The organism is Sorangium sp. So ce448 (assembly GCF_051520915.1).
Classification (GTDB): domain Bacteria; phylum Myxococcota_A; class Polyangia; order Polyangiales; family Polyangiaceae; genus Sorangium; species Sorangium cellulosum_B.
The window spans coordinates 4,010,314-4,031,948 of the sequence record NZ_CP150343.1 but is presented as its reverse complement, the minus strand read 5'-3'; the positions used below and the strand labels follow the sequence as shown (position 1 = coordinate 4,031,948).

Below are 21,635 nucleotides of genomic sequence, written 5' to 3'. Positions count from 1 at the left end.
CCACGAGGGGCCTGCGTGAGACGAACGTTCGGGTGGAACACCGAGCCGTCTCGCCTTCTTGTGATGGCGCCCCTCCGTGGCGGCCAGCACCATCGTCCTCGGCGGTCGAACCGCGGCCGCCCGATGGCGAGGGCGGATCGCGGCGAGGCCGCGCGACCGTCGGCGCCGGGCGGCACCGCAGGGCGCTTCGGCGACTCGCGCTGACCGTGCGCCGATAAACGTCCGCTTCCTCGGACATACCCGCACCCCTGCGCCGCGCCTCCGGGGCCGAGAGACGTCGTGATCCAGACGCAAATCCGGCGCCCCTGAAGAACCGCATCACGCCCCCGCTGCCACGCCTGGACAGGGCTGCCTCACGTCCGGCGGGACGTACCCAGGTCGAGACCTGAGGACCGCGCGCTCTTGCGCTCCTCGTCCGTGAGCTGCAGATCCTTGGGACGAAGCCCAGTGCATGCCTTGTTCTGCATGCCATGAGACGCCTCTCGAACCAGCGGATGCCCACCGCGGATGGCCGAACAGAGGATGACATCCCTCGGAGAAGCGCTCTCAAGCGAACAGCCACAGAGCACGAAAGCGAGACCAAATGAGCCGGACAGAGGACTGCGCAGAGATTCTACCGCTCGCAGAAGCATTGCCAAGACCGGACGAGGAGGTGGAGACGGGGATATTCGGGACGAGGTTCCCCAGGTCGCTCGGGTTCACGCTCATCGCCAAGGTCATACCAGGACGAGAGGACGTGGTTCGCGCGTACGGGACGACCATCGAGAACCTGATCAAGGAGCAGCCTCACGCGCTCGCCCCGCTCGCGCTCCACTTTCTGCGCTGGGCCCTCTTCAAGGACGGCGACACCACGTGGTTCCTCTACATCGGGTTCTTCGATACGGACTTCGACAAGTACATCGAGGACGCGGTGATGCTGTTCAAACAGGCAGGCATCAACACGATATTCGAGCAGCTCGAAGGGTTTCCGGCGGACTGGAAGGAGAACCCCGCCGCGTTCGCCAAGTTCGCTCGCGAGCACGCCGCCCAGCCGTTCATGGAATACGCGGAGTACCCAGGCGTCACCGGCGTGGAGACGGTCAAGGCGCTCAACGTCAAGCGTGCCCTGTCCACGATGCTCGACCAGATGCAGTGAGCGCGCTCTTTGATGACGAGACAGGAGCCGCGATCCCCGCGCTCGTCACGAGGCCCACCAGCGCGAGGTCCCAGGACGGACGAGATCCAAAGTGAAGGAACATGACGAATGAGCACGTCAAGACAGCTCGGCCACGCATACAACCAGACACACACACCACGGAAGTACGCGCCGGGCAGGCGGCGGTTCAGTGTGTACATCTCCTGGACATATCCCGGGGAAGCGAACCGGGACGTCACCGAGCTGGACAACCGATTCTCCACCATGACCGACGTTCGCCGGGTCGCGTGGCCGACCTATGAAACGCCACAGTACTCGGATCCTCTGAGGTTTCAGCAGGGGATCGCCGCGACGCTGGAGCTATTTTTCCTGTCGTGGACACGCTTCCAGGAGGCCATCGGCGAGACAACCGGTTATCCAGTGCCCATGTACCAGCGGACCGACCAGGCGGGGCGCGCGCTGCCTCTCGATGAGCGAGTGCTCGCCGACACGGACACGCTGCTGGTGTGGGGGCTGGATCACAACGTGACGCAGCAGGAGGCCGCGCCCGAGGAGATCGAGTCGGTCCGGCAGTTCCTTGCGCGCGACGGGACGTGTCTGATCCTGGGGCCGCACCACGATATCGGGGATTCGGCGGATCTGAAGGTTCGCGCCATGGAGCACATCCATCACGGCGACCCGCTGGTACCCCATCAGGAGCGCTTTGGCGGGTATGTACGCTCCCTGATGAGAGGGCTGGGCATCCCCATCGAGAACCGCTGGGGGCTCCGCCCCGCGGTCGTCCGTGGGACCCGTGAGACTGCTCCCTTGGCCACGATCATGGACCTGGACACGCGCGGGTGGCTCGACAAGGTCACCAGATTCAACCTCCACCCGCACCTCCCCCACTATGCGTTGACGACCGAGGACACGAAGAACATTCATGTTCTGGCGAGGCAGCCCATCGACATGTCCCATCCGCATCCGTTCACCCTGGCTGGCAACACGGAGTTCAACAGGATTGTCTGGATGCCTCCGGACGGCGACCGGGCCGGCGACGTCTTGCTGGCGGACTCCACTTTGTTCAGCACCTTGTTCGGAGTCGAGGGCGACCTGGACACCTTCTGGAAGAACCTGGCGCTGAGATAGCACCACCCGCGACGGAGGAGATCGATGCCCGAATCAGTCAGCGGCTCGCTCGAGCTGGATGATATACAGAGCGGGGTCTTGCGCCCGCGGCCGGCGCCGTACGTGGCGACGTACCTCTTGCTCCGCATCGACGACCGCAAGGAAGGGCGGGAGTTGATGAGGCGGCTCAGCGACGTGGTGGCCTCGGCCGCCCACCCAGAGAGCCCGGTGGCCGACACCTGGCTGAGCGCCTCGCTCACCTTCCAGGGCCTCAAGGCGCTCGGCGTGCCGCGGGAGTCGCTGGACAGCTTCGCGTGGGAGTTCCAGCAGGGGATGGCGGCGCGCGCGCGCCAGCTCGGAGACACCGGCGATAGCAGCCCCGAGCACTGGGAAGCGCCGCTCGGAAGCCCGGACCTCCACGTCGTGATCACGGCTCTGTCGCCGGACGCGCAGGGCCTGGAGGCGATGCTTGAGCGCGCGCGAGCCGCGATGCAGGCGTTGCCGGGGGTCGTGTTGATCTGGCACCAGGATTGCTATGCGTTGCCTGGTCCGAAGGAACATTTTGGGTTCCGGGACGGCATGAGCCATCCGGCGATCGAGGGCAGCGGCGTCCAGGGGACCAACCCGGCGGAGCGTCCTCTCAAGGCGGGTGAGTTCGTCCTGGGCTACCCGGACGAGCTGGGCGGCGCCCAGATGCCCCAGCCCGAGGCGCTGGGCCGCAACGGCACCTACGTGGCCTTTCGCAAGCTGCGCCAGCGCGTGGCGCTGTTCCGGCGATACGTGAAGGAGAGCTCCCTCGGCCCGGAAGACGAGGAGCTCCTCGCGGCGAAGATGATGGGGCGCTGGCGGAGCGGCGCGCCCCTGGCGCTCTCCCCGTGCTGCGACGATCCCGAGCTGGGAGGCGACCGGCTACGCAGCAACGCCTTTCTCTATGGAGACGACCCGATAGGCTTCAAGACGCCCCCGGGATCACACATTCGGCGCGCAAACCCGCGGGACTCGAGCGTGGCGGGCATGGTCAACCTGCACCGGATGATCCGGCGTGGGACCGTCTATGGTCCCCCGCTCCCGGAGGGGGTCCTGGAGGACGACGGCGTCGATCGGGGGCTCATGTTTTCCTTCATCGGAGCGCACCTGGGCCGGCAGTTCGAGTTCGTGCAGACGGAGTGGGTCAACAGCGGCGTCTTCATCGGGGCGGCCAGCATCAAGGACCCCATCGCCGGATCCAGCGCGGGGGACGGTGACTTCAGCATTCCACGGCGCCCGGTCCCGCGGCGCCTCCATGGATTGCCGCGGTTCGTCGTGACAAGGGGCGGAGAGTACGCATTCATGCCAGGGCTGCGCGCCCTGCGCTGGCTCGCTGATCTCCAGACATGAGCTGCGTTTTCACCGGACGCGCACAGCTCGTTCACTCCAGAACCCGCTGGCACAGGTTCCCGGCGAGGTCCGCCTGTCCCCACCTCGCCGTCGGAGCCCGCAGCGGCGCCCGAGGCGACGGCTCGGTCGGCAGCGCCAGGCAGGCCAGGATCTTGTTCACCACGCCGGGCTGGATGACGGTCGCCATCACCCGCGTCCTCCCGGCACACCTCGTGCGCGGCGCCGGCAAGACGGACGCGTCCGACGCAGGCGAAGACCCGACGCGCCTCGAGCACGCCTGTCCGCCGATCACGATCGCTGACCAGCAGGCGCCCTGAGCCGCCTCGCGCGCCGTGATGGGCACGGCGCGGACATCAACCGGAAACATACGGTCGACAACCCACCTGGGGCATGACATCAACCGGAAACATACGAACGACAACCCACCTGGGGCACGACATCGACCGGAAACATATGATCTACAATCTATTTTTGGCTCGACATCGACCGGAAACATACGATTTACGAACCATTCACGGTCCTTGTTTTATGAATCCGTCCTGAGGCCTCGATCGCCGCACCGCGAGGTCCTTCAGAACTTGCAACTTACGAGGACCCATGACCCAGGCTACCAAGGCGACCAAGATCGAGCTATTTTCGCTGTCGACTCCAGCGATGCGCGCGTTCCACCTGACCTGGCTGGCGTTCTTCGCCTGCTTCTTCGCGTGGTTCGCGGTGGCACCGCTGATGCCGGTCATCAAGGGCGAATTCGGGCTGACCAAGGAGCAGATCGCCAACATCAACATCGCCGCGGTGGGCATCACGGTGGCGGGTCGTCTGGTGATCGGGCCGCTCTGCGACAAGTACGGCCCGCGGGCGACCTACACGTGCTTGCTGGCGCTCGGCGCCATCCCCGTGCTCGGGATCGCGCTCGCGCAGAGCTATGAGGTCTTCCTGTTCTTCAGGCTGCTGATCGGCATGATCGGCGCGAGCTTCGTCATCACGCAGTACCACACGTCCGTCATGTTCGCCCCCAACGTGGTCGGCACCGCGAACGCCACCAGCGCGGGCTGGGGCAACGCCGGAGGGGGGGTCACGCAGTCGACCATGCCCTGGGTGCTCGCGGCGGTGCTGAGCCTGGGTGTCAGCTCATCGCTCGGCTGGCGCCTCGCGATGGTGGTGCCGGGCGCGCTCATGCTCGTCGTCGCGGTCCTCTACTGGAAGTACACCCAGGACTGCCCGCAAGGGAACTACAAGGACCTCCGCGCGGCGGGCGTCGAGATCGAGGGCGGGAAGAAGGGCGGATGGGCGGTCTTCAAGGCGGCGATGGGCAACTACCGGTCCTGGATGCTGTTCGTCACGTACGGAGCCTGCTTCGGGATCGAGCTCTTCGTGCACAACGTGGCGGCCAGCTACTTCGTGGACCGCTTCAAGCTGGATCTCCAGACCGCGGGCATGGCCGCGGGCAGCTTCGGGCTCCTGGCGCTGTTCGCGCGCGCCGTGGGCGGCATCCTCTCCGATCGGCTGGCTCATCGGAAGGGCCTGGACGCCCGCACGACCCTCCTCTTCGCGCTGATGGTCGGCGAGGGGCTCGGCCTGCTCTGGTTCTCCCGGACGCAGACGGCGGGGATGGCGGTGGTCGCGATGATCTGCTTCGGGCTCTTCACGCACATGGCGTGCGGTGCCACCTACGCGCTCGTGCCCTTCATCGATCGCAAGGCGCTCGGCGGCGTCGCGGGCATCGTGGGCGCGGGCGGCAATGTCGGCGCGGTCGCGGCGGGCTTCCTGCTCAAGGCGGTCGGCGACACCCAGGACTGCTTTGCGGTGCTGGGCTTCGCCGCGCTCGTCTCGTCGGTGTGCGCGATCCTGGTGCGCTTCACGGCCGCCCACAAGGCCAGCGAACAGGCCCTCTACGACAAGGCCCTCGCCGAGCGCCTCGCCCAGAGCGGCGCCCCGGCCACGGTCGGCCTCGCGCGCGCAAGCTGAACACGCTTGGAGGTGACCGCCGCGAACCACCGAGGGTCTCGCGGCGTCGCCTGTCGGCGGGAGCGCAGGGCGCCTCGTCACCGGCCTCCACAACCCGCGGTCGAGCGCGGAGCCCGCCCGTGAAGGTGCGGGACGTCACCGCGCCCGCGGCTGCTGGCCCGGAGAACCTACCACCGCTCCATCTCAAAGTGATCGCGCACGATCCACTGAGGCGTTCCGCAGTCGTGGACGCTGCCCAGCGTGAACCGCTGACCAAAGCCGCGCAGCGCCGCCATCTGCTCGGGTGTCGCGGAGGTGATGTTCGCGAGCAGCCGCAAGCTCGGCAGCCCCTCGCCGCGCAGGAGCGACAGCGCCGCGTCCGCGCCGAGCGGCGTGAAGAATGACATGAGCAGCTCGAGCGACCGATCTCGAGCCTGACTCAACGCGTACGCGGCCGCGTCATCGAAGTCACCCTCCTCCACGTTCAGCCGCTGCAGCGAGGCCCAGCTCGCGCTCTCCGCCAGGTCACGCCAGAACGCCGGGCCCGCCGGAGTTCCCCACAAGCTCAGCGAGCGCAGCCTTGCCGCCAGCGGCAGATCCGACAGACGCGGCATCATGCTGGCGTCCACCTCACCGCAGCCGAGCGCCAGCCGCTCCAGCCGGGGCCAGCATGCGCCCTCGAACAGCGTGAGAAGCGATCCACTCAACACGCGCTCGTTGAAGCCGAGCGACAGGTGGCGCAATCGCGGCCAGGCACCCGCGCCGTGCAAAGCCCTGAGCCCGGCGTCCCCGATCCGTAGATTCCACAGCCCCAGTTGCTCGAGCTCCTCCTTCCGCAGCACGCGAGCAAACTCCGCCATCACGGCGTCCCCCTCGAAGCTCGCGCCGCTCGCTTCCAGCACCAGCTGCCGCAGCATCGTCGCCGCGGGGGCTCGCGCCAGCGTCAACGCGTCCCCTGCGTCGAGCAAGGCATCGGACAACAGCAGCCGTCGCGGCTTCAACACCTCGAGCGCAGCCAGGCACTCCTCCAGCTCGGCGCGCGGCAATTGCTCGAGCTCCAGCGAGCCCGCGTCCAGCAGCCGTACTCGAGTCAGACGCCACAGGCACGCCGCATGATGTTTCCTCACCCGACGCACCTTGAACAACCCCCACTCGAACTCGCCGTCGACCCCGTCCTTGTCGCCCAGCCCCCACGCCCCGCGCAGCTCCTCCCGCGCCCTCCGCCGCGCTTGCCACGCCCCCGCCTCGTCGGCTCTCACCCGCCGCTCCCATTCGATCAGCTCGGCCAGCGGATCACCCGCCGCCGTCAACGTCCCGGCGTACGCGAGCCAGGCCTGCGCATCGGTCGGATCACGCCGCAGCGCGGCCTCGAGCTCTCCATCGTTCATCGTTCGCCCTCAGCGTCGCTGTGCCTACAATGCCACCTTCGCGCGGTCGACGCCAAACCCAGGCGCCCTCGCAGCCGGGGGCGCGAGCGCGCGGCCGCAGGTCAGCGCGAGAGCTGGCTCGTCGAGCTACGCAGCTCCCGGCGCCCCGCCGACAGGGCCTCCATCAGCGCGGTGTCCTCGGCTGGCTTGACGAGGTGCTTGTCGAAGCCCGCCTCTCGCGATCTCCTCCGGTCCTCGTCCTGACCGTAGCCGCTCAGGGCGACGAGGCGCGTCGACGCGAGCGACGGCTCGGCGCGGATGGCGCGGGCCACGGCGTACCCATCCATCCCGCCCGGCAACCCGAGGTCGCACAGGACCACATCCGGAGGACGCGTCCGGGCCGCCGTCAGGCCGGTCGGGCCGTCGAACGCCGTCTCCACGTCGTAGCCGCTCAGGGTCAAGAGCATCTCGAGGCTCTCGGCCGCGTCGTGGTTGTCCTCGATCACGAGGACGCGGACCCCCTGGCGACTGGCCTCCTCCCCGCCGGAGGCGGCCGACAGGTCCCGGGCGACCGGCGCCGCGAGCGGCAGCCGCAGCGTGAACACCGAGCCGCGGCCGGGCCCCTCGCTGTGGGCCGCCACCGTCCCGCCGTGGAGCTCGACGAGCCCCTTCACCAGCGCAAGGCCGAGCCCGAGCCCCCCCTTGCTCCGGGCCAGCCCCTGATCCGCCTGGCTGAACGGATCGAAGATGCGCGCTAGCAGCCCCGGGTCCATCCCGACGCCGTTGTCCTCGACCGTGATGAGGGCCTGTCCAGACACGCCCCCTTCGCGCCCGGGCACCCGAGGACGAGAGTCCGCCTCGACGCGCACGCCCACGCGCCCGCCCCCGCTCGCGCCCGCGTCGGTGAACTTGCCGGCGTTCTGCAGCAGATTGCCCAGCATCTGCGCCAGCCGGGTGTCGTCGCCCTCGACCCAGAGCGGCTCGTCCGGCGCGCTCACGCGGAGCGCCACGCCCTCGGCCTCGAGGTTCGCCCGGTAATCCTCGGCGGTCTGGCGGACGATGCCGACGAGATCGCAACGCGCCTTGCGGAGCTGGATCCGGCCGCGGGCGATGCGGGAGATGTCGAGCAGGTCGTCGATCAGCCGGACCATGTGCGTGACCTGGCGATCGATCACGTCCCGGGCTCGCCGCTGCACGGGATCCGCCGCTCCGACCCTCCGGAGCATCGCGACGGCCGTGCGGACGGGCGCGAGGGGGTTGCGCAGCTCGTGGGCCAGCATGGCCAGGAACTCGTCCTTCCGCCGGTCCGCGTCCCGCAGCGCCTGCTCTGCGAGCTTGAGATCGTGGATGTTGATCGCGATCCCGAACCAGCGGACGATCCGGCCCGAGGCGTCGCGGATGGGCCGCCCGCGCACCTTGAACCACTGGTATCCGCCGTCGCGCCACCGGATACGGTACTCCAGGTCATACGGGGCGAGCCCCCCGACCGCGGCGCGCCAGGAGGCGAAGACCCGCTCCCGATCGTCCGGGTGCAGGACCTCGAGCCACCGGTCGCCGAACTGCCGCTCGGCGGGCACGCCGGTGAACTCGACCCATTGCTCGCTGAAGAACTCGCAGTAGCCGTCGGGCCGCGTCGCCCACACCATGCCCGGGATCGATTCGAGTGTCTGACGGTGAAAGAGCTCGCTCTCGCGCAGGGCGGCCTCCGCCCGGTGGCGCTCGGTCAGGTCCAGCATCGAGCCGATCATGCGGGTGGGCGCGCCGCTCGCGCTCCGGCCGATGTAGCCGCGGTCGAGGATGGGCGCGTACGAGCCGTCGCCCTTGCGAAAGCGGTACTCGTCGGTCCAGCTCTCCCCGTTGCCCTCGATCGCCGCGCGGATCCCCTCGGTCACCCGCGCCCTGTCCTCGGGGTGGATGCGGTCGTACCAGCCCTCGGGGCCGTCACCGAGCTCCTCCGGCGTGCAGCCGAAGTGCTGGACGACCGCTCCGTTCCAGAAGACCCGGTTCGTCTCCAGGTCCCAGTCCCAGATCACGTCGTTCGTGGCACGGTTGACGAGGCGATACTGCTCCTCGCTCCGCCGGACGGCCGCCTCGGCCTCCAGCCGGGCGGCTTCTGCGCTGGCGGCGCGGTCGCGGGCATCGCTCTCTCGCAGCGCCACCTCGGCCTGCCCGGCCGCGGTGGCCTCCTCGGCGCGCTGGCGGCCAGTCCCGTCCACCCGTGAGCTCCGCATCGTCCTCGCCCGGAGGTTTGCGTAATGGCGCGTTCGGCGTTTCGCCACCACCAACCCGCTCGTCGCGCCGAGAAACGATGCCCGAGACCGCGGCGGCGCGGGCCCCCGCGCGCGCCCCGTCAGCCGGGGCGAGCTCGCCTGCGCGGTTGCGGCCGCGGCCTCTGGTAACAATGCATAGAGCGTGGCTGCGCTGGGGAAATCCGCGGAAGAAGGCGCCGCCGACGCGCTCAAGCGACAGCTGGCCGAGCTCGGCGGCGCCGAGGTGTTGCTGCAGGCGATCCTGGACAGCGCATCCGACTGCATCCTGGTGCTCTCCCCGGAGGGCACGATCCTGCTCTCCGGCCGCGCGCTGCCGCGGGCGAGCTCGACGAGCCTGCTGCGGACGAGCATCTACGAGCACATCGCGCCGGAGACGCGAGAGGCGGCCCGCTCCTGCGTCGAGCGCGTCGTGCGGTCGGGGGCGCCCGACAGCTGCGAGTGCGCGATCCGCGGCGAGCACGGCCATGTAGCGCTCTACGAGGCGAGGGTCAGCCCCATCCTGCGCGGCGGCCGCGTCGCCACCCTGCTCATGATCTGCGCCGACGTCACGGAGCGGAGGGCGACGGAAGCGGCGCTCCGGAGGAGCGAGGAGCGCTATCGTTCGGTGATCGCCGCCCTCGACGAGGGGATCGTCCTCCAGGACGCGAGCGGCGCGATCCAGGCGTGCAACGCGAGCGCAGAGCGCATCCTCGGGCTCACGTCCGCGGAGATGGCGGGCCGGGAGAGCCGCGATCCCCGCTGGAGCGCCGTCCACGAGGACGGCTCTCCGTTCAACGGCGACCTGCACCCGGCCATCGTGACGCTCCGCACGGGGGCGCCGCAGAAGAACGTGATCATGGGGGTCCACCGGCCGGAGGGCGAGATGGCGTGGATCTCCATCAACTCGCAGCCGCTGCTCCGCGCTGGCGAGGCCCTCCCCTACGCGGTCGTCGCGTCGTTCCACGACATCACGGAGCGCAAGCGGTCCGAGGAGGAGCTGAGGAGGAGCGAGGAGCGCTTTCGCGCCACGTTCAACCAGGCCGCGGTCGGCATCGGCCAGGCGTCGGTCGAGGGCCGATGGCTCCGGCTGAACGAGAGGTTCTGCGATCTCGTGGGTTACTCCCACGCCGAGATGACCGATCTCACGTTCCAGCAGATCACCTATCCGCCGGATCTGCCTGCCGATATCGAGAACCTGCGCCGCATCCTGTCGGGGGAGGTCCAGACGGCCTCGCAGGAGAAGCGTTATGTCCGGAAGGGCGGCGAGCCGGTCTGGGTGAAGGTCACGGTCTCGCTGGTCCGTCACGCCTCCGGGGCGCCTGCCTACTTCATCGTCATCGCGGAGGACATCACGGACCGGAAGCACGTCGAGGAGACGCGCCAGGAGTTCTTGACCATCGCGTCGCACGAGCTCAAGACGCCCCTTACCCCGGTGATGCTCCGGGTGCAGGCGCTCCTGCGCATGTACCGGAGGGCCGGCGGGCCGCCGCCGACCGCCGAGGAGGTGATCCCGAAGCTCGAGGCCGTGGAGGCGCTGCTCGGCAGGCTGCACCGGCTCGTCGAGGAGCTGCTCGACATCTCGCAGATCACGGCGGCGCCGATGACGGTGACGCCGGAGGAGGTCGACCTCAGCGCGCTCCTCCGGGACATCCTGCACGGACACGCGGCGCTGCTCCGGCGCGCGGCGTGCCCGGTCACCGTCGACGCGCCGAGCGCCCTCCTCGGCCAGTGGGACCCGGTGCGGATCGAGCAGATCATCACCAACCTGCTCTCCAACGCGTCCAAGTACGGCGGCGGCAAGCCCGTCGACGTGGCGCTCGCGGCGTCCGGCGACATGGCCCGCCTCACCGTCCGCGACCGCGGGATCGGCATCGCGGCGGCCGATCACGAGCGGATCTTCCGCTGCTTTCAGCGGGCGACGACGTCGCGCCACTACAGCGGGTTCGGGCTCGGGCTGTGGATCGTGCGCGAGGCGGCGGAGGCGATGGGCGGGGCGGTCCGCGTCGAGAGCCGCCTGGGCGAGGGCGCGAGGTTCACGGTCGAGCTGCCGCGCGCGCGGCGGCACGCGAGCCCCTGATCAGCTCGCGTCCGGGGGCATGATCCCGCGCACGAGCTTCTGCGCGCTCGCCATGCTGGAGACCAGGCTGTGATGCTGCACGGCCTTCTCGACGGCCGCGATGAGCCCCGACACGTCGCCGTTCTTGTCGAAATAGCCGAACGCCTTGTGGGTCGAGAGCAGGTCTTGCTTCTCCAGGATGTCCTGGAACGCGGTGTAGAAGATGATCGGCACCTTCGGGAACAGCGCCTTGATCTTCAGGTAGGCAGTGAGCCCGTCGATGCCCGGCATGCGGATATCGAGGATGACCAGGCTGACCATCTCCGTCATGGCGGCGATGCCCTCCTGCGCGCTCGCGTACAGGCGCACGTCGTAATCACGCCGCAGCGTGAACTCGAGCGCGGACCGCATCCGCGGGTCGTCGTCGATCACGACCACGATCGCCCGCTCCTTATCGGGCGCCTCCGGCGCCTCGTCCGAAGCTTCGCGGAAGCGCCTGGTGAATTTCGCCGATGTCATCTTGGCGCCTCCTTTCAATTCCCGGAGAGGTTGAGATCGATCCGGCCGGCGGGCGCGCCGGCCGGCTGCGGCTGTTGCGGCTGCTGCGGCTCGTGGTGGAGCGCCGCGCGCGGAAGCCGGACGACGAACGTCGTTCCTCGGTCCGCCGCGCTCTCGACGTCGATCGTCCCGCGGTACATCGCGACGAGGCGGGAGACGAAGCTGAGCCCCAGGCCAACGCCGGTCGTCGGCTTCGTCGAGAAGAACGGCTGGAAGATCTTCGAGAGGTCGTCGGACGAGATCCCGTCGGCGTTGTCGCTGATGGTGACGACCTGAAGCTCCCCCTCGTCGACCGTCTCGACCCGCATCCGCCGGCCGCGGCCGTCGCCGACAAGGAGCAGCGCGTCGCGCGCGTTCAGGACGATGTTGCTCACGATGGAGTCGAAGTGCGACTCGTATCCGACGACCGCCGAGCCGCCCCGGAGATCGAGCTCGACCGACACGCCCTGGCGCGCGAACTCGTCGCGGTGCCGCGCCGCGACGGACTCGATGACGCGGCGGAGGCTCACGACCTCGTTGCCGGCGAGCGCGACGCCGAGCTTCGAGTACTCCAGGATCCTGTTCGTGACGCTCAGCGCGCGCCCCGTGCAGTCGCCCACCATCCGGAGCACGCTGTCGAGCGTCTCCTCCGCCTCCTCGATGTCGCCCAGATGGGCGAGGACCGCCTTGATCTTGCCCTCCGGGATATCGCCCTTGAGCAAGTCGAACAGCTCGCCGAGCCGGGCCGCGTTCTTGGCGCACAGCGTCTCGCCGCCCTGGGTCACGGACTCGAGCACCATGGCGGCCCCCGAGAGCGCGTTGCGCATCTCGTGCGCGAAGCCGCCCGCCATCTGGTTCTCGACCGCCTCCCGCTCCAGGCGGACGATCGTCGCGTGGGCCTGCTCGAGCTCCGCCGTGCGCTCGCGGACCTTCTGCTCCACGCCCGTGTAGAGCTTCGCGTTCTCGATGGAGATGGCCATCTGCGAGGACAGCATCGAGAGGAGCTCCAGCCGATCCTGGGTGAACGTCCCGGCCGCCGTGTTGTTCTCGAGGTAAATGGCCCCGTAAAGGTCGTTATGGTGGATGATGGGCGTGCACAGGACGGACCTCGGGCAGCGCTGAGCGACGTAGTCGTCGCGCTGGAACTGCCTGTCTGTGGAGGCGTCGGAGAGGACGACGCACTGGCCCGTCCGCGCGACGTACTGCACGATCGCGGCCCAGAGGAGCGGGCGTTCGTGCGCCGCTGCCTTGTCGAGGGGCAGCCCCGGGAAGCGCGGCTCGTCGCGGCCGTCGGTCCAGTCGACCTCGGCCTCGATCCGCAGGCCGTCGCTGTCCCGGAGGACGAGGCAGCCGCGCTGGGCGCCGGCGTTCTCCATGGCGACCGACATGAGCTTGGCGAGGAGCCTGTCGAGCACGATCTCCCCGGAGATCGCCTGCGCCGCCTTCAGGACCGTCCTGAGGTCGAGGCGAGATGCGCCGAGCGAGGTCGTCGTGACGAACGTCCGTGAGGGCGCGATCTCCGAGGATCGCGGAGCGTGCGCCTCGCGCGCGACGAGCTGCGGATACCGCTCCTCCAGGTCCTGCGCCTTGCGGACGGCGCCCCAGAGGTTGTAGTGGTAGCTCGCGTCCGCGAGGTAGACGCGCGCGAGCTTCTCTTTCCCCTGCGCGAGCCAGAACCGCCCCGCCAGCTCGCAGGCGACCGCGGCCTCGTTCACGTAATCGTGCTCCGAGGCGGACGCGATGGCGCGGTCGTACAGGTCCAGCGCCTCGGCAGCGCGGCCGTCGATCCGCGCGAGCTCGGCCTCCACGAGCAGGTACCTGTGCAGGAAGTTGCTGGCGCACGTCGCCGACAGCGCCTTCAGCTTTGCCTGGTTCTCCGACAGCTTCTCGCGGTAGCGCGCCCTGTCCTCCGGCGAGGCCGCCGGGTAGAGCGCGGTCATGGCAAGGGAGTAATAGAAGGTGTGCAGCGGCGTGAACACCTTGCCCGTGCTGGCGCCGAGGGTCGGCTCCGTCTCGGCGGCGTGCCTGTAGGCGAGCTCGTATTCGCCGAAGACGAAATAGAGCATGGCCTGCGCCGTATGGATATAATTGACGGTGTTGAAGTTCTTTGTCGCGTAGAGTCCGGGGAGCGCCTGCTCGGCGTCGAAGAACTCTCCCTTGATCTTCGCCGCGTGCTCGGACCTGCCGGTGAGGTTCCGGATGACCTGCCGCCACACGCTGAGCTGGTTGATGACCTGCTCCTGCTTGAACCTGAACACCTCCTCGATGTGCCTGTCGAACATCGCCTCGAGGTCGAGGAGGTTCTGCCCGGAGACGGCGCCGCAGACGAAGGCGTTGATGAGGCAGTACGCGGCGCTCTCGGCGTCGCCGTTCTCGGCGTAGCTCAGGTACCCTTCGATGAGCGGCGCCTGGCTCTCGCGGGCCGGACGGTAGAAGTGCCGGGAGAGCCCGTAATAGAAGTTGTAGACGCTCGCCTTGTAGAACGGCTCGTCCCGGCGCCTGTGCACCGCGATCGCCAGCTCACCGAACCGGGATCCCGTCGCGATGTCGCCAACGCCGGCGTTGACGAGCACGCTGAACGCCGCGAACGCATAGGACGAGAGCGGCGACTCGCCGTGATCCATCGTCAGGTCGAGCGCGCGGCAGATGAAGAGCCCGAGCATCTCCGGCGCGGCGAAATACGACGCATGGATGGCGCGCCGGAGGATCACGAGCGCGGCTTGCTTCGGGGCCTCCGTCATCGGAGGGAGCCGGCCGAGGCGCTCGATGCCGATCTCGGCGACCTGCTTCGTCGTCTTCGTGTAGGCGTCGAGGAAATCCTGCATGCCGGGGCTCGCCGGGAACGTCTCGCCGAGCTGCGCGAGCGCCTCCACGGCGATGTCCACGGCCTTCCGGAACTCCGCCTGGGTGTGGTGATAGAGGATCAGGAGCTCGTAGAGCTTGCTCCTGTTCATGACGTCGTGGATCTCGCCCAGGGCGGCGTCCACGAGCGCCTTCATCGCGCCCCAGTCGGCGTTCATGCACGCCGCCTCGGCCGCGCCGACGTGGAGCGCGCTCATCAGCGCAGGCTCGCTCTGCCAGGCGCTCGCGGGCAGCAGCGAGAGGCCTCGAGCGAAGTAGCCGCGCGCCGCGTCGAAGGCGGCGGAGAGCAGCGCGCGCCGGCCCGCGAGGAGGTTCAGCTCCGCGAGGCGCCGCTGCTCGGCGGCGTCGCTCAGCAGGTCGGCGCCGCGGTTCAGGTGGTAGACGACGTCGAAGACCTTCTCCTCGGGGGCGCGCCCGCCCAGGCTCCGCAGGAGCAGCCGGCCGATGTCGGCGTGCAGGCCGCTGCGCTCGCCGTCCTCGATCATGGCGTACGCGGCCTGCTGGACGCGATCGTGGAGGAACCTGTAGTCCGGGAAGACGAGCGGCGCGGCGAGATCGTCGGGCGCCGCGGGCTCCATCGGGGAGAGCGGGACGAGGAGGCCCTCCTGCAGCGCGGGCACGAGGTGCCTGTAGGCATCGGCGCGGGTCTCCTCGCGGATGACCGCCAGCCTGCCCAGGTCGAAGCGGTTGCCGAGGCAGGACGCCGACATGAGCGCTCGCTGCGTGTCCGCGGGGAGCTGCCGGAGCTTGCCGATCATCAGATCGACGACGTTGTCCGTGATGTTCCTGGACTCGATGTGCTCGACGTCCCACGTCCACGCCGCGAGCCCGGCGTCGTACCGCAGACACCCGGTGTTGTGCAGCGTCCGGAGGAACTCGTTGACGAAGAACGGGTTGCCGCCCGTCTTCCGCGTGACCAGCGCGGCGAGCGGCATGACCGCCGCGGCGTCCGCGCGCAGCGCGTCGGCGAGCATCCGACAGACCATCTCGGCGCCGAGCGGCCCGGGAGAGATCTCGCGCACCCGGCCGACCGCCCCTTCCCGTCGCAGCGCGGCGATCGCGGCCGAGAGCGGGTGCGCGGCCCCCACCTCGTTGTCGCGGTAGGCGCCGATCACGAGCAGGCCGCGCAGCTTCGCGTCGGTCATCAAGAGCTCGATGACCCGGAGGGACGCCGCGTCGGCCCACTGCAGGTCGTCGAGGAAGATGGCCAGCGGGCGCTCGGCGTCACAGAACACGCGGACGAAGTTCTGGAGGACGCGCACGAAGCGGTTCTGGGACTCGGCGGGCCCCAGCGCCTGGACGGCCGGCTGGTCGCCCACGATGCGCTCGATCTCCGGGATCACGTCGACGAGGACCTGCCCGTTCACCCCGAGAGCGGCCTTGATCTTCGAGCGCCAGAGCGCGAACTGCGCCTCGGGCTCGGCGACGATCTGCCGCACCAGGTCGCGGAACGCGCTGGTGATCGCTGTGTACGGGGTGCTTCGCTGGAGCTGGTCGTACTTGCCCGCGACGAAGTACCCGCGCGCCTCGGTGATGGGCTTGTACAGCTCGTGCGCCAGCGCGGACTTGCCGATCCCCGAGTACCCGGCGATGAGCATCAGCTCGGCGCCGCCCCGCGCCGCGCGCTCGAACGCCTCGAGCAGCGCCTGCGCCTCGCGCTCGCGCCCGTAGAGCTGCTGCGGGATGCGGAGCTCGCCGGAGGCGTCGGCGCGGCCCAGCGGGAACGGGGCGATCTCGCCCGTGGCCGCGAGGCGCCGCTCGCACTCCTCCAGGTCGTGAAGGAGGCCCCCCGCGCTCTGGTAACGGCCCTCGGCCGCCTTGGCCATGAGCTTCATCACGAGGTCCGACAGGACCTCCGGCACGCCCGGACAGCGCGCGCGCGGCGGGGCGGGATCGCGCGCGACGTGGCAGTGAACGAGCTCCATGGCGTCGGTCGCGCTGAAGGGCGGCGCGCCCGTGAGGAGCTCGTAGAAGGTGGCGCCGAGCGAGTAGAAATCGGTGCGATGGTCGAGCGACCGGTTCATGCGACCGGTCTGCTCGGGAGAGATGTAGGCGAGCGTCCCCTCGAGCACCGCGGGGCTCTTGATCGAGAGCTCTTCCCGGGAAAGCCGCGTCGAGATGCCAAAGTCGATGATCTTGGCAACACCCGTCTCGCGGTTGACTACGATATTGGACGGATTGATATCCTTGTGTATAATTCCGCCTCCGTGGACTTCGCGAAGAGCGCTCGTGATCTGGATCGCAAGCCGGACGAAGTCCGCGGCGTCGAACGGGCGGCGCTGGAGGTGGTGGAGGTGGTGCGCCAGCGAGCGGCCGCCGAAATCCTCGAGGACGAGGAGGAGCCCGTTCTCGTGCCTGCACAGGTCGAGCGCCCGGACGACGCCCGGCGCATCCAGGTTGCGGAGCACCGCGTATTCATGCCGGTAGCGCGTGAGCTCCGTCTGGCTGGGATAGTCCGAGCGCAGCAGCTTGAGGATCACGGCGCGCCCGTCTCCGGCGCGCTGGCCCCGGTAGACGCGCGAGCTGCCGCTCTCGTAGATCGTGTCGGTCGCTTGATACCCCGAGATCGTCAGCATCACTCCCCTTGACGTCAGACGTGCTCTGGCGCTGTCAGGCCCGGCCAACAGCCCCACCGCGTGGCATGCCCCCGCCACGGATGTGTCCTGGATGGTATCACGAAGACGCTTCGCGGCTGGACGAATCTCGCGGGACAGCGTGGGTGGATATCCGCCGTTGATACCTGTTCTGGTTCGAAGTGCCACCTGGGGAGCCGGGCCTGCGAGGTCTCCGGACAGGCAACAGGGAACAGCGGGCGATGGTCCGCATGGAGCCGAGATGCTGCCGATACGCTAGCTCCGTCGCCCTACGACGCCGCGCGCTCGATTCGGGCTCGCACCGTGACCACGCCGCTCTCGCCGACATCATGGCGGGCGTTCGCGCCGCCCTCGGCGCAGGCTCGCGCATCCTCGGCCGGTGGGCCGAGAAGTCGCCTCGCGGCGCCGTCGTCGCCCGCACGCTTCACGAAGGCGCCCGGCGTGAGCCCGACGAGCTCCCGGAAATCGGCGATGAGGTGCGCCTGGTCGTAATAGCCCGCGTCTCTCGCGATGCGCGCCCAGTCCTTCGAGGTCGCTGCCATCCGCACCGCACGCTGCAGGCGAACGGTGCGCGCGAAATCCTTCGGCGAGACGCCGACGCTCTCGGTGAAGGCACGGCGGAGATGCCGCGCCGTGACGCCCAGCCGCTCCGCCACCCTCTCCACCCGGACCTCGTCTCCTTCGAGCAAGCGAACCGCGCGGCGCGCGAGCCGCGCCGATGCCGATTCGAACGTCTGGCGGGTGCGAAGGGCGATGGCGCGGGACACTCGGTCGAGGAGCTCCGGCAGGCTGCGCGCCGCGAGCAGCTCGTCGCATAGATCGCCGCCCGGGCGGCCCCAGATGTCTTCCAGCGGGATGATCCGATCCGTCAGCGCGTTCGCGGCCACGCCGAGGAGCGGCGCCGACCAGCCTGGCTTGAACTGGATGCTGATCGCCCGCGCCACGCCGCCGGCGTTCTTGAACAGCGCGTGCGTGCGCGGCCCCGCGACGCACACGTCGCCTCTCCGGCCCTCCTCGAGCACGCGGAAGACGAGCATCGTTCGTCCGTCGGGCAGCCGTTCATGACGAGTGCGCCCACCCACCGGCAGGAGCGAGTGAACGCCCTCGACGAAGCGCGAGAGCGAGAACGTCGCCGCGGTGTCCGTCGTGTGCAGCACCGTCGCAGTGTCGCGCGCCGGCTGCGATCGTTCAAGCCGACGCGGAGCGAGCGCTCCGAAAATGTCCGGTCCTTCCAATGAGAGAGCGGTGGCGGGAGCTACCAAGGCGATGAGCGGGGCCGAGCCCCCGAAAGGAACTCCACATCATGAGCCAACCGACTCCCGCAGCGAACGCCTCCAGCGCACCCGCGCAGGTCTCCTCGATCCACCCCATCGTGCTGCCCGCTCCCGGCCGCCCCGTCGATCTCCAGGTGCGCGTCTCCGCGCCCGTGACCGGAAGCGAGCTGCCCATCCTGCTGCTCTCGCACGGCCACGGCCCCTCCAACTTCGTCTCGTCGCTCCACGGCTACGCCCCGCTCGCCAACTACTTCGCGGCGCACGGCTTCGTCGTGATCCAGCCCACGCATCTCGACTCGAAGACGCTGCCCTTCAGAGGCTCGGACCATCCCGATGCGCCTCTCTTCTGGCGCGCGCGCGCCGAGGACATGAGCCGCATCCTTGACCAGCTCGACGCGATCGAGCGCGCCGTCCCTGCGATCGCCGGGCGTGTGGATCGAAGCAAGGTGGCCGTCCTCGGCCACTCGATGGGCGGGCACACCGCGAGCGTGCTGCTCGGCGCGCGGAACGTGGACCCCCACGACGGAAGAGAGGTGAGCGTCGCCGAGCCGCGGATCAAGGCGGGCGTGCTGCTCGCCGCGCCCGGCCGAGGCGACGCCCTCAGCAAGTACGCAGCAGAGAACTACCCATTCTTCGCGAACATCGATTTTTCCACCATGACGACGCCCGCGCTCGTGGTCGCCGGCGACAAGGACGGCTCTCCCCACCTGACGACCGCAGGCGCCGCCTGGCACGAGGATCCCTACTTCCTCTCCCCAGGCCCCAAGTCGCTGCTCATGCTGGTCGACGCAGAGCACGGGCTGGGGGGCGTCGCGGGCTACGACCTCGCCGAGACCACCGACGAGAACCCCGAGCGCGTGGCTGCCGTCCAGCTCCTCACGCGGGCCTACCTCCACACCGCGCTTTACCCCGGAGACCCCGCCTGGCAGGACGCACAAAGCGCGCTGACGGACGCTGTCAAGCCGCTCGGACGAGTCGAGTCCAAGTCGTGATGATCGAGCGCTCGCGGACGAGGCCTGCCGAGCATTAGTTCCGCCCGCCAGAAGTCCGGCCAGCGATCTGGGGAGAGATTTCAACGCAAAGACGCAAAGACGCAAAGACGCAAAGACGCAAAACTGCACAAGAATCCGTTCTTTTTTTTGCGCCTTTGCGCCTTTGCGGCTTTGCGTTGAAATCTTTCTCCCTTCGCGACACCGGTCCCTGGCAGGATCTCTGACCCGAGGTACTCGGCAGGCGAGTGAGGCGTACGAAAGTACCACGCAGCGAGCCGAACGACGCGGCACGAAGATGCGTCCGCGTTCACCCCGTGAGCGCGTCGAGGGCCGCGAGCAGCGGCGCGGCCCTCTCGCGATCGATCATCTGCACATAGGCGATCCTGCCGCGCAGGTGCGCCTCGAAGTCCGGCACGCCCTGGCGGTTCTGGGCGGCGAGGCCGGTCTTCTTCGCCGCGTGGAGGATCGCGCGCAGGCGGCGCACCTCCTCGCGCGGCGCCGAGGGCTTGTCGTTGACCACGACGCCCGTCACCACCTGCCGACCGCCGGCGCGCTGGATACGGCCCTTGGCCGGATTGATGGCGAACCCCTCCTCCTCGACGATGTGGCGGACTCGGGCGAGCAGCATCGCAAGTTCGCCGCGCTTGCCCGGTGGTGCCGAGAAGGTGAGGTCGTCCGCGTACCGGGTGTAGGTGAAGCCCGCGCGGGCGCACATGCCGGCGAGGCGGCGATCGAGCTTCCGCGCGACCTGGTTCGAGATCGCCGGGCTCGTGCAGGCGCCCTGCGGCAGCGCGCGATCGCCGACCGCGACCCAGTAGCGCTGCCCGTCGTACTCGACCGGCCGCCGCGGCGGCTCGGTGCAGAGCAGGGCGAGGAGCGTGGCCACCGCCGGCGAATAGCCGAGCCGATGGAAGACGCCGCGCACCCGCGGGAACGTGATGGTCGGGAAGAAATCGGACAGGTCGAGGTTCACGACCACATCGCGGCGCGTGTGCGGGCGCGCGTTGGTGACCGTGGAGCGGCCCTTCACGAAGCCGTGCGCGGGCTCCTCGACGGGCAGCTTCTCCAGGACCTCGCGCAGGACCCAGGCCTGCGCCGCGGCCAGCGAGGCATGGGGCGCCGCGAGCTGCCTCGTCCCGCCCGAGCGCTTCGGGACGTCGAAGTACACGTAGTGAGGGCGCTCGACGGCCTCGCCATGAAAGCAGAGCCAGCGCAGCCGCGGGACGGCGACGCCGAGGGCCGCGGCCAGGTCGGCCGGGGTGGACAGCACGGGCAGCCCGCGCTGGGCGAGCGACTCGACGTGCGAGCGCCGGTCCGCGAGGCCCGCCGAGACGTCGGCGCCCACGAAGAGGATGTCCTCGGCCCGGCGGCGCGCCACCGCCTCGGCGCGCTGCCGCTTGCGCTCGGCGCTCTTGCGCCGCTTCTCCTCTTTGCGGGCGAGCTTCTCGCGCTTGAGCCGCTCGATCGCCTCGTCGGCCGAGCGCGCCGCGTTGGTGCCGGCGAGCGCGGCGGCGTCCTTGTGCCTGAGCCAGAGATCGCCGACGCGGTGGATCTCGGCGATCTGCGCCTCGGTGAGCAGGCCGCGCAGGATGAGGCCCCGATCGATGAGGGCGGTGCGCTCGTCGCTCTGCGGCGGGATCGTGTCCACGCGGCCGATCCAGGCCGTCTGGTACGGGTTGATCTTGAGCGCGCGCTTGCGCAGCTCATCCGCGGAGAGGCCGAGGATTTCGCCGGCGTCGTAGGGATCCACGGGGCGCAGCGTCGCGCCCGCCGCCGCGGCGCCGGGCTGCCCCGCGCGGGCCGCCGGCTTCGCCGCCTGGGCCCCCTGGACATGCGCAGGCGCGGCCCCGGCGCCTCCGCCGTCGGCCTGCTCGGCCTTGGTCCCGTCCGGCGCTCGCTCGCCCTGCTCGGCCCCGCCAAGGCCGAGCATCGACTTCAGCTTGTCCCAGAAGCCCATTCGACCGTTCCTGTGGACAGCACCCGGTCCAGCCCTCCAAGGAGGCCCGCCCGCCCGACTACTTGCTCGTGACCACGCCCGATCACCCAGGCGCCGGGCAGCTGTGCGGTTCCAGGACCGTCAGGTTCCTCTGAGTGGAACCGCACAGCTGCCAAAGGCGCCCAAAGAATATCGGGGGTGGGGA

General features: G+C 69.4%; 14 protein-coding genes. 7 read left to right on the top strand and 7 right to left on the bottom strand.

The features are described from left to right. The first annotated feature begins 583 nt into the window (after positions 1-583). From WMF45_RS15470 to WMF45_RS15460, 3 genes are all read left to right on the top strand, one after another. Complete coding sequence (locus WMF45_RS15470; protein WP_437717654.1) at positions 584-1,135, top strand: hypothetical protein; 552 nt, start codon at positions 584-586, stop codon at positions 1,133-1,135. Positions 1,136-1,243: 108 nt separating this feature from the next. Continuing rightward, entirely contained in the window at positions 1,244-2,263 is a 1,020-nt protein-coding gene (locus WMF45_RS15465) for a hypothetical protein (protein ID WP_437717653.1), read from the top strand. 24 nt (positions 2,264-2,287) lie between these two features. Next, positions 2,288-3,619 (top strand): Dyp-type peroxidase, encoded by a 1,332-nt coding sequence (locus tag WMF45_RS15460; protein WP_437717652.1) that lies wholly within the window; start codon positions 2,288-2,290, stop codon positions 3,617-3,619. Positions 3,620-3,650: 31 nt separating this feature from the next. Here the strand turns inward: WMF45_RS15460 and WMF45_RS15455 are convergent, their stop codons facing one another. Beyond that, entirely contained in the window at positions 3,651-3,806 is a 156-nt protein-coding gene (locus WMF45_RS15455; protein ID WP_437717651.1) for a hypothetical protein, read from the bottom strand. Between WMF45_RS15455 and WMF45_RS15450 the strand changes: the two genes are divergently transcribed. Continuing rightward, on the top strand, positions 3,793-3,936 hold the full coding sequence (locus tag WMF45_RS15450) for a hypothetical protein (RefSeq protein WP_437717650.1): 144 nt from the start codon (positions 3,793-3,795) through the stop codon (positions 3,934-3,936). The two genes, WMF45_RS15455 and WMF45_RS15450, sit on opposite strands and share 14 nt — an antisense overlap. A 280-nt stretch (positions 3,937-4,216) precedes the next feature. After that, on the top strand, positions 4,217-5,584 hold the full coding sequence (locus WMF45_RS15445) for an MFS transporter (protein WP_437717649.1): 1,368 nt from the start codon (positions 4,217-4,219) through the stop codon (positions 5,582-5,584). A 167-nt stretch (positions 5,585-5,751) separates the two neighbouring features. Here the strand turns inward: WMF45_RS15445 and WMF45_RS15440 are convergent, their stop codons facing one another. Both WMF45_RS15440 and WMF45_RS15435 read right to left on the bottom strand, forming a co-directional pair. Next, positions 5,752-6,708: a hypothetical protein gene (locus WMF45_RS15440; RefSeq protein WP_437717648.1), complete on the bottom strand. Its 957-nt coding sequence runs from the start codon at positions 6,706-6,708 to the stop codon at positions 5,752-5,754. Positions 6,709-7,052: 344 nt separating this feature from the next. Continuing rightward, positions 7,053-9,161, bottom strand: coding sequence for a hybrid sensor histidine kinase/response regulator (locus WMF45_RS15435; RefSeq protein WP_437717647.1), 2,109 nt, complete (start codon positions 9,159-9,161; stop codon positions 7,053-7,055). 181 nt (positions 9,162-9,342) lie between these two features. Between WMF45_RS15435 and WMF45_RS15430 the strand changes: the two genes are divergently transcribed. Continuing rightward, entirely contained in the window at positions 9,343-11,256 is a 1,914-nt protein-coding gene (locus WMF45_RS15430) for a PAS domain S-box protein (RefSeq protein ID WP_437717646.1), read from the top strand. On the opposite strand, the gene WMF45_RS15425 is transcribed toward WMF45_RS15430, so the two are convergent. The 3 genes from WMF45_RS15425 to WMF45_RS15415 form a co-directional block, all read right to left on the bottom strand. After that, on the bottom strand, positions 11,257-11,754 hold the full coding sequence (locus tag WMF45_RS15425; RefSeq protein WP_437717645.1) for a response regulator: 498 nt from the start codon (positions 11,752-11,754) through the stop codon (positions 11,257-11,259). A 14-nt stretch (positions 11,755-11,768) separates the two neighbouring features. Beyond that, a complete protein-coding gene (locus WMF45_RS15420; RefSeq protein ID WP_437717644.1) occupies positions 11,769-17,210 on the bottom strand; it encodes a trifunctional serine/threonine-protein kinase/ATP-binding protein/sensor histidine kinase in 5,442 nt (1,813 codons plus the stop codon). A 287-nt stretch (positions 17,211-17,497) separates the two neighbouring features. Continuing rightward, entirely contained in the window at positions 17,498-18,385 is an 888-nt protein-coding gene (locus WMF45_RS15415; RefSeq protein ID WP_437717643.1) for a helix-turn-helix domain-containing protein, read from the bottom strand. A 146-nt stretch (positions 18,386-18,531) separates the two neighbouring features. Between WMF45_RS15415 and WMF45_RS15410 the strand changes: the two genes are divergently transcribed. Next, a complete protein-coding gene (locus WMF45_RS15410; protein ID WP_437717642.1) occupies positions 18,532-19,494 on the top strand; it encodes an alpha/beta hydrolase family protein in 963 nt (320 codons plus the stop codon). A 307-nt stretch (positions 19,495-19,801) separates the two neighbouring features. On the opposite strand, the gene WMF45_RS15405 is transcribed toward WMF45_RS15410, so the two are convergent. Next, on the bottom strand, positions 19,802-21,451 hold the full coding sequence (locus WMF45_RS15405; protein ID WP_437717641.1) for a reverse transcriptase family protein: 1,650 nt from the start codon (positions 21,449-21,451) through the stop codon (positions 19,802-19,804). Between the last annotated feature and the right edge of the window lie 184 nt (positions 21,452-21,635).

What these genes read in the sequence shown, in the direction of transcription:
- WMF45_RS15410 (WP_437717642.1), top strand. Translation starts at nt 18,532, where the DNA reads ATGAGCCAACCGACTCCCGCAGCGAACGCCTCCAGCGCACCCGCGCAG.
- WMF45_RS15420 (WP_437717644.1), bottom strand. Translation starts at nt 17,210, where the DNA reads ATGCTGACGATCTCGGGGTATCAAGCGACCGACACGATCTACGAGAGC.
- WMF45_RS15465 (WP_437717653.1), top strand. Translation starts at nt 1,244, where the DNA reads ATGAGCACGTCAAGACAGCTCGGCCACGCATACAACCAGACACACACA.
- WMF45_RS15455 (WP_437717651.1), bottom strand. Translation starts at nt 3,806, where the DNA reads ATGGCGACCGTCATCCAGCCCGGCGTGGTGAACAAGATCCTGGCCTGC.
- WMF45_RS15435 (WP_437717647.1), bottom strand. Translation starts at nt 9,161, where the DNA reads ATGCGGAGCTCACGGGTGGACGGGACTGGCCGCCAGCGCGCCGAGGAG.
- WMF45_RS15425 (WP_437717645.1), bottom strand. Translation starts at nt 11,754, where the DNA reads ATGACATCGGCGAAATTCACCAGGCGCTTCCGCGAAGCTTCGGACGAG.
- WMF45_RS15450 (WP_437717650.1), top strand. Translation starts at nt 3,793, where the DNA reads ATGACGGTCGCCATCACCCGCGTCCTCCCGGCACACCTCGTGCGCGGC.
- WMF45_RS15445 (WP_437717649.1), top strand. Translation starts at nt 4,217, where the DNA reads ATGACCCAGGCTACCAAGGCGACCAAGATCGAGCTATTTTCGCTGTCG.
- WMF45_RS15470 (WP_437717654.1), top strand. Translation starts at nt 584, where the DNA reads ATGAGCCGGACAGAGGACTGCGCAGAGATTCTACCGCTCGCAGAAGCA.
- WMF45_RS15460 (WP_437717652.1), top strand. Translation starts at nt 2,288, where the DNA reads ATGCCCGAATCAGTCAGCGGCTCGCTCGAGCTGGATGATATACAGAGC.
- WMF45_RS15405 (WP_437717641.1), bottom strand. Translation starts at nt 21,451, where the DNA reads ATGGGCTTCTGGGACAAGCTGAAGTCGATGCTCGGCCTTGGCGGGGCC.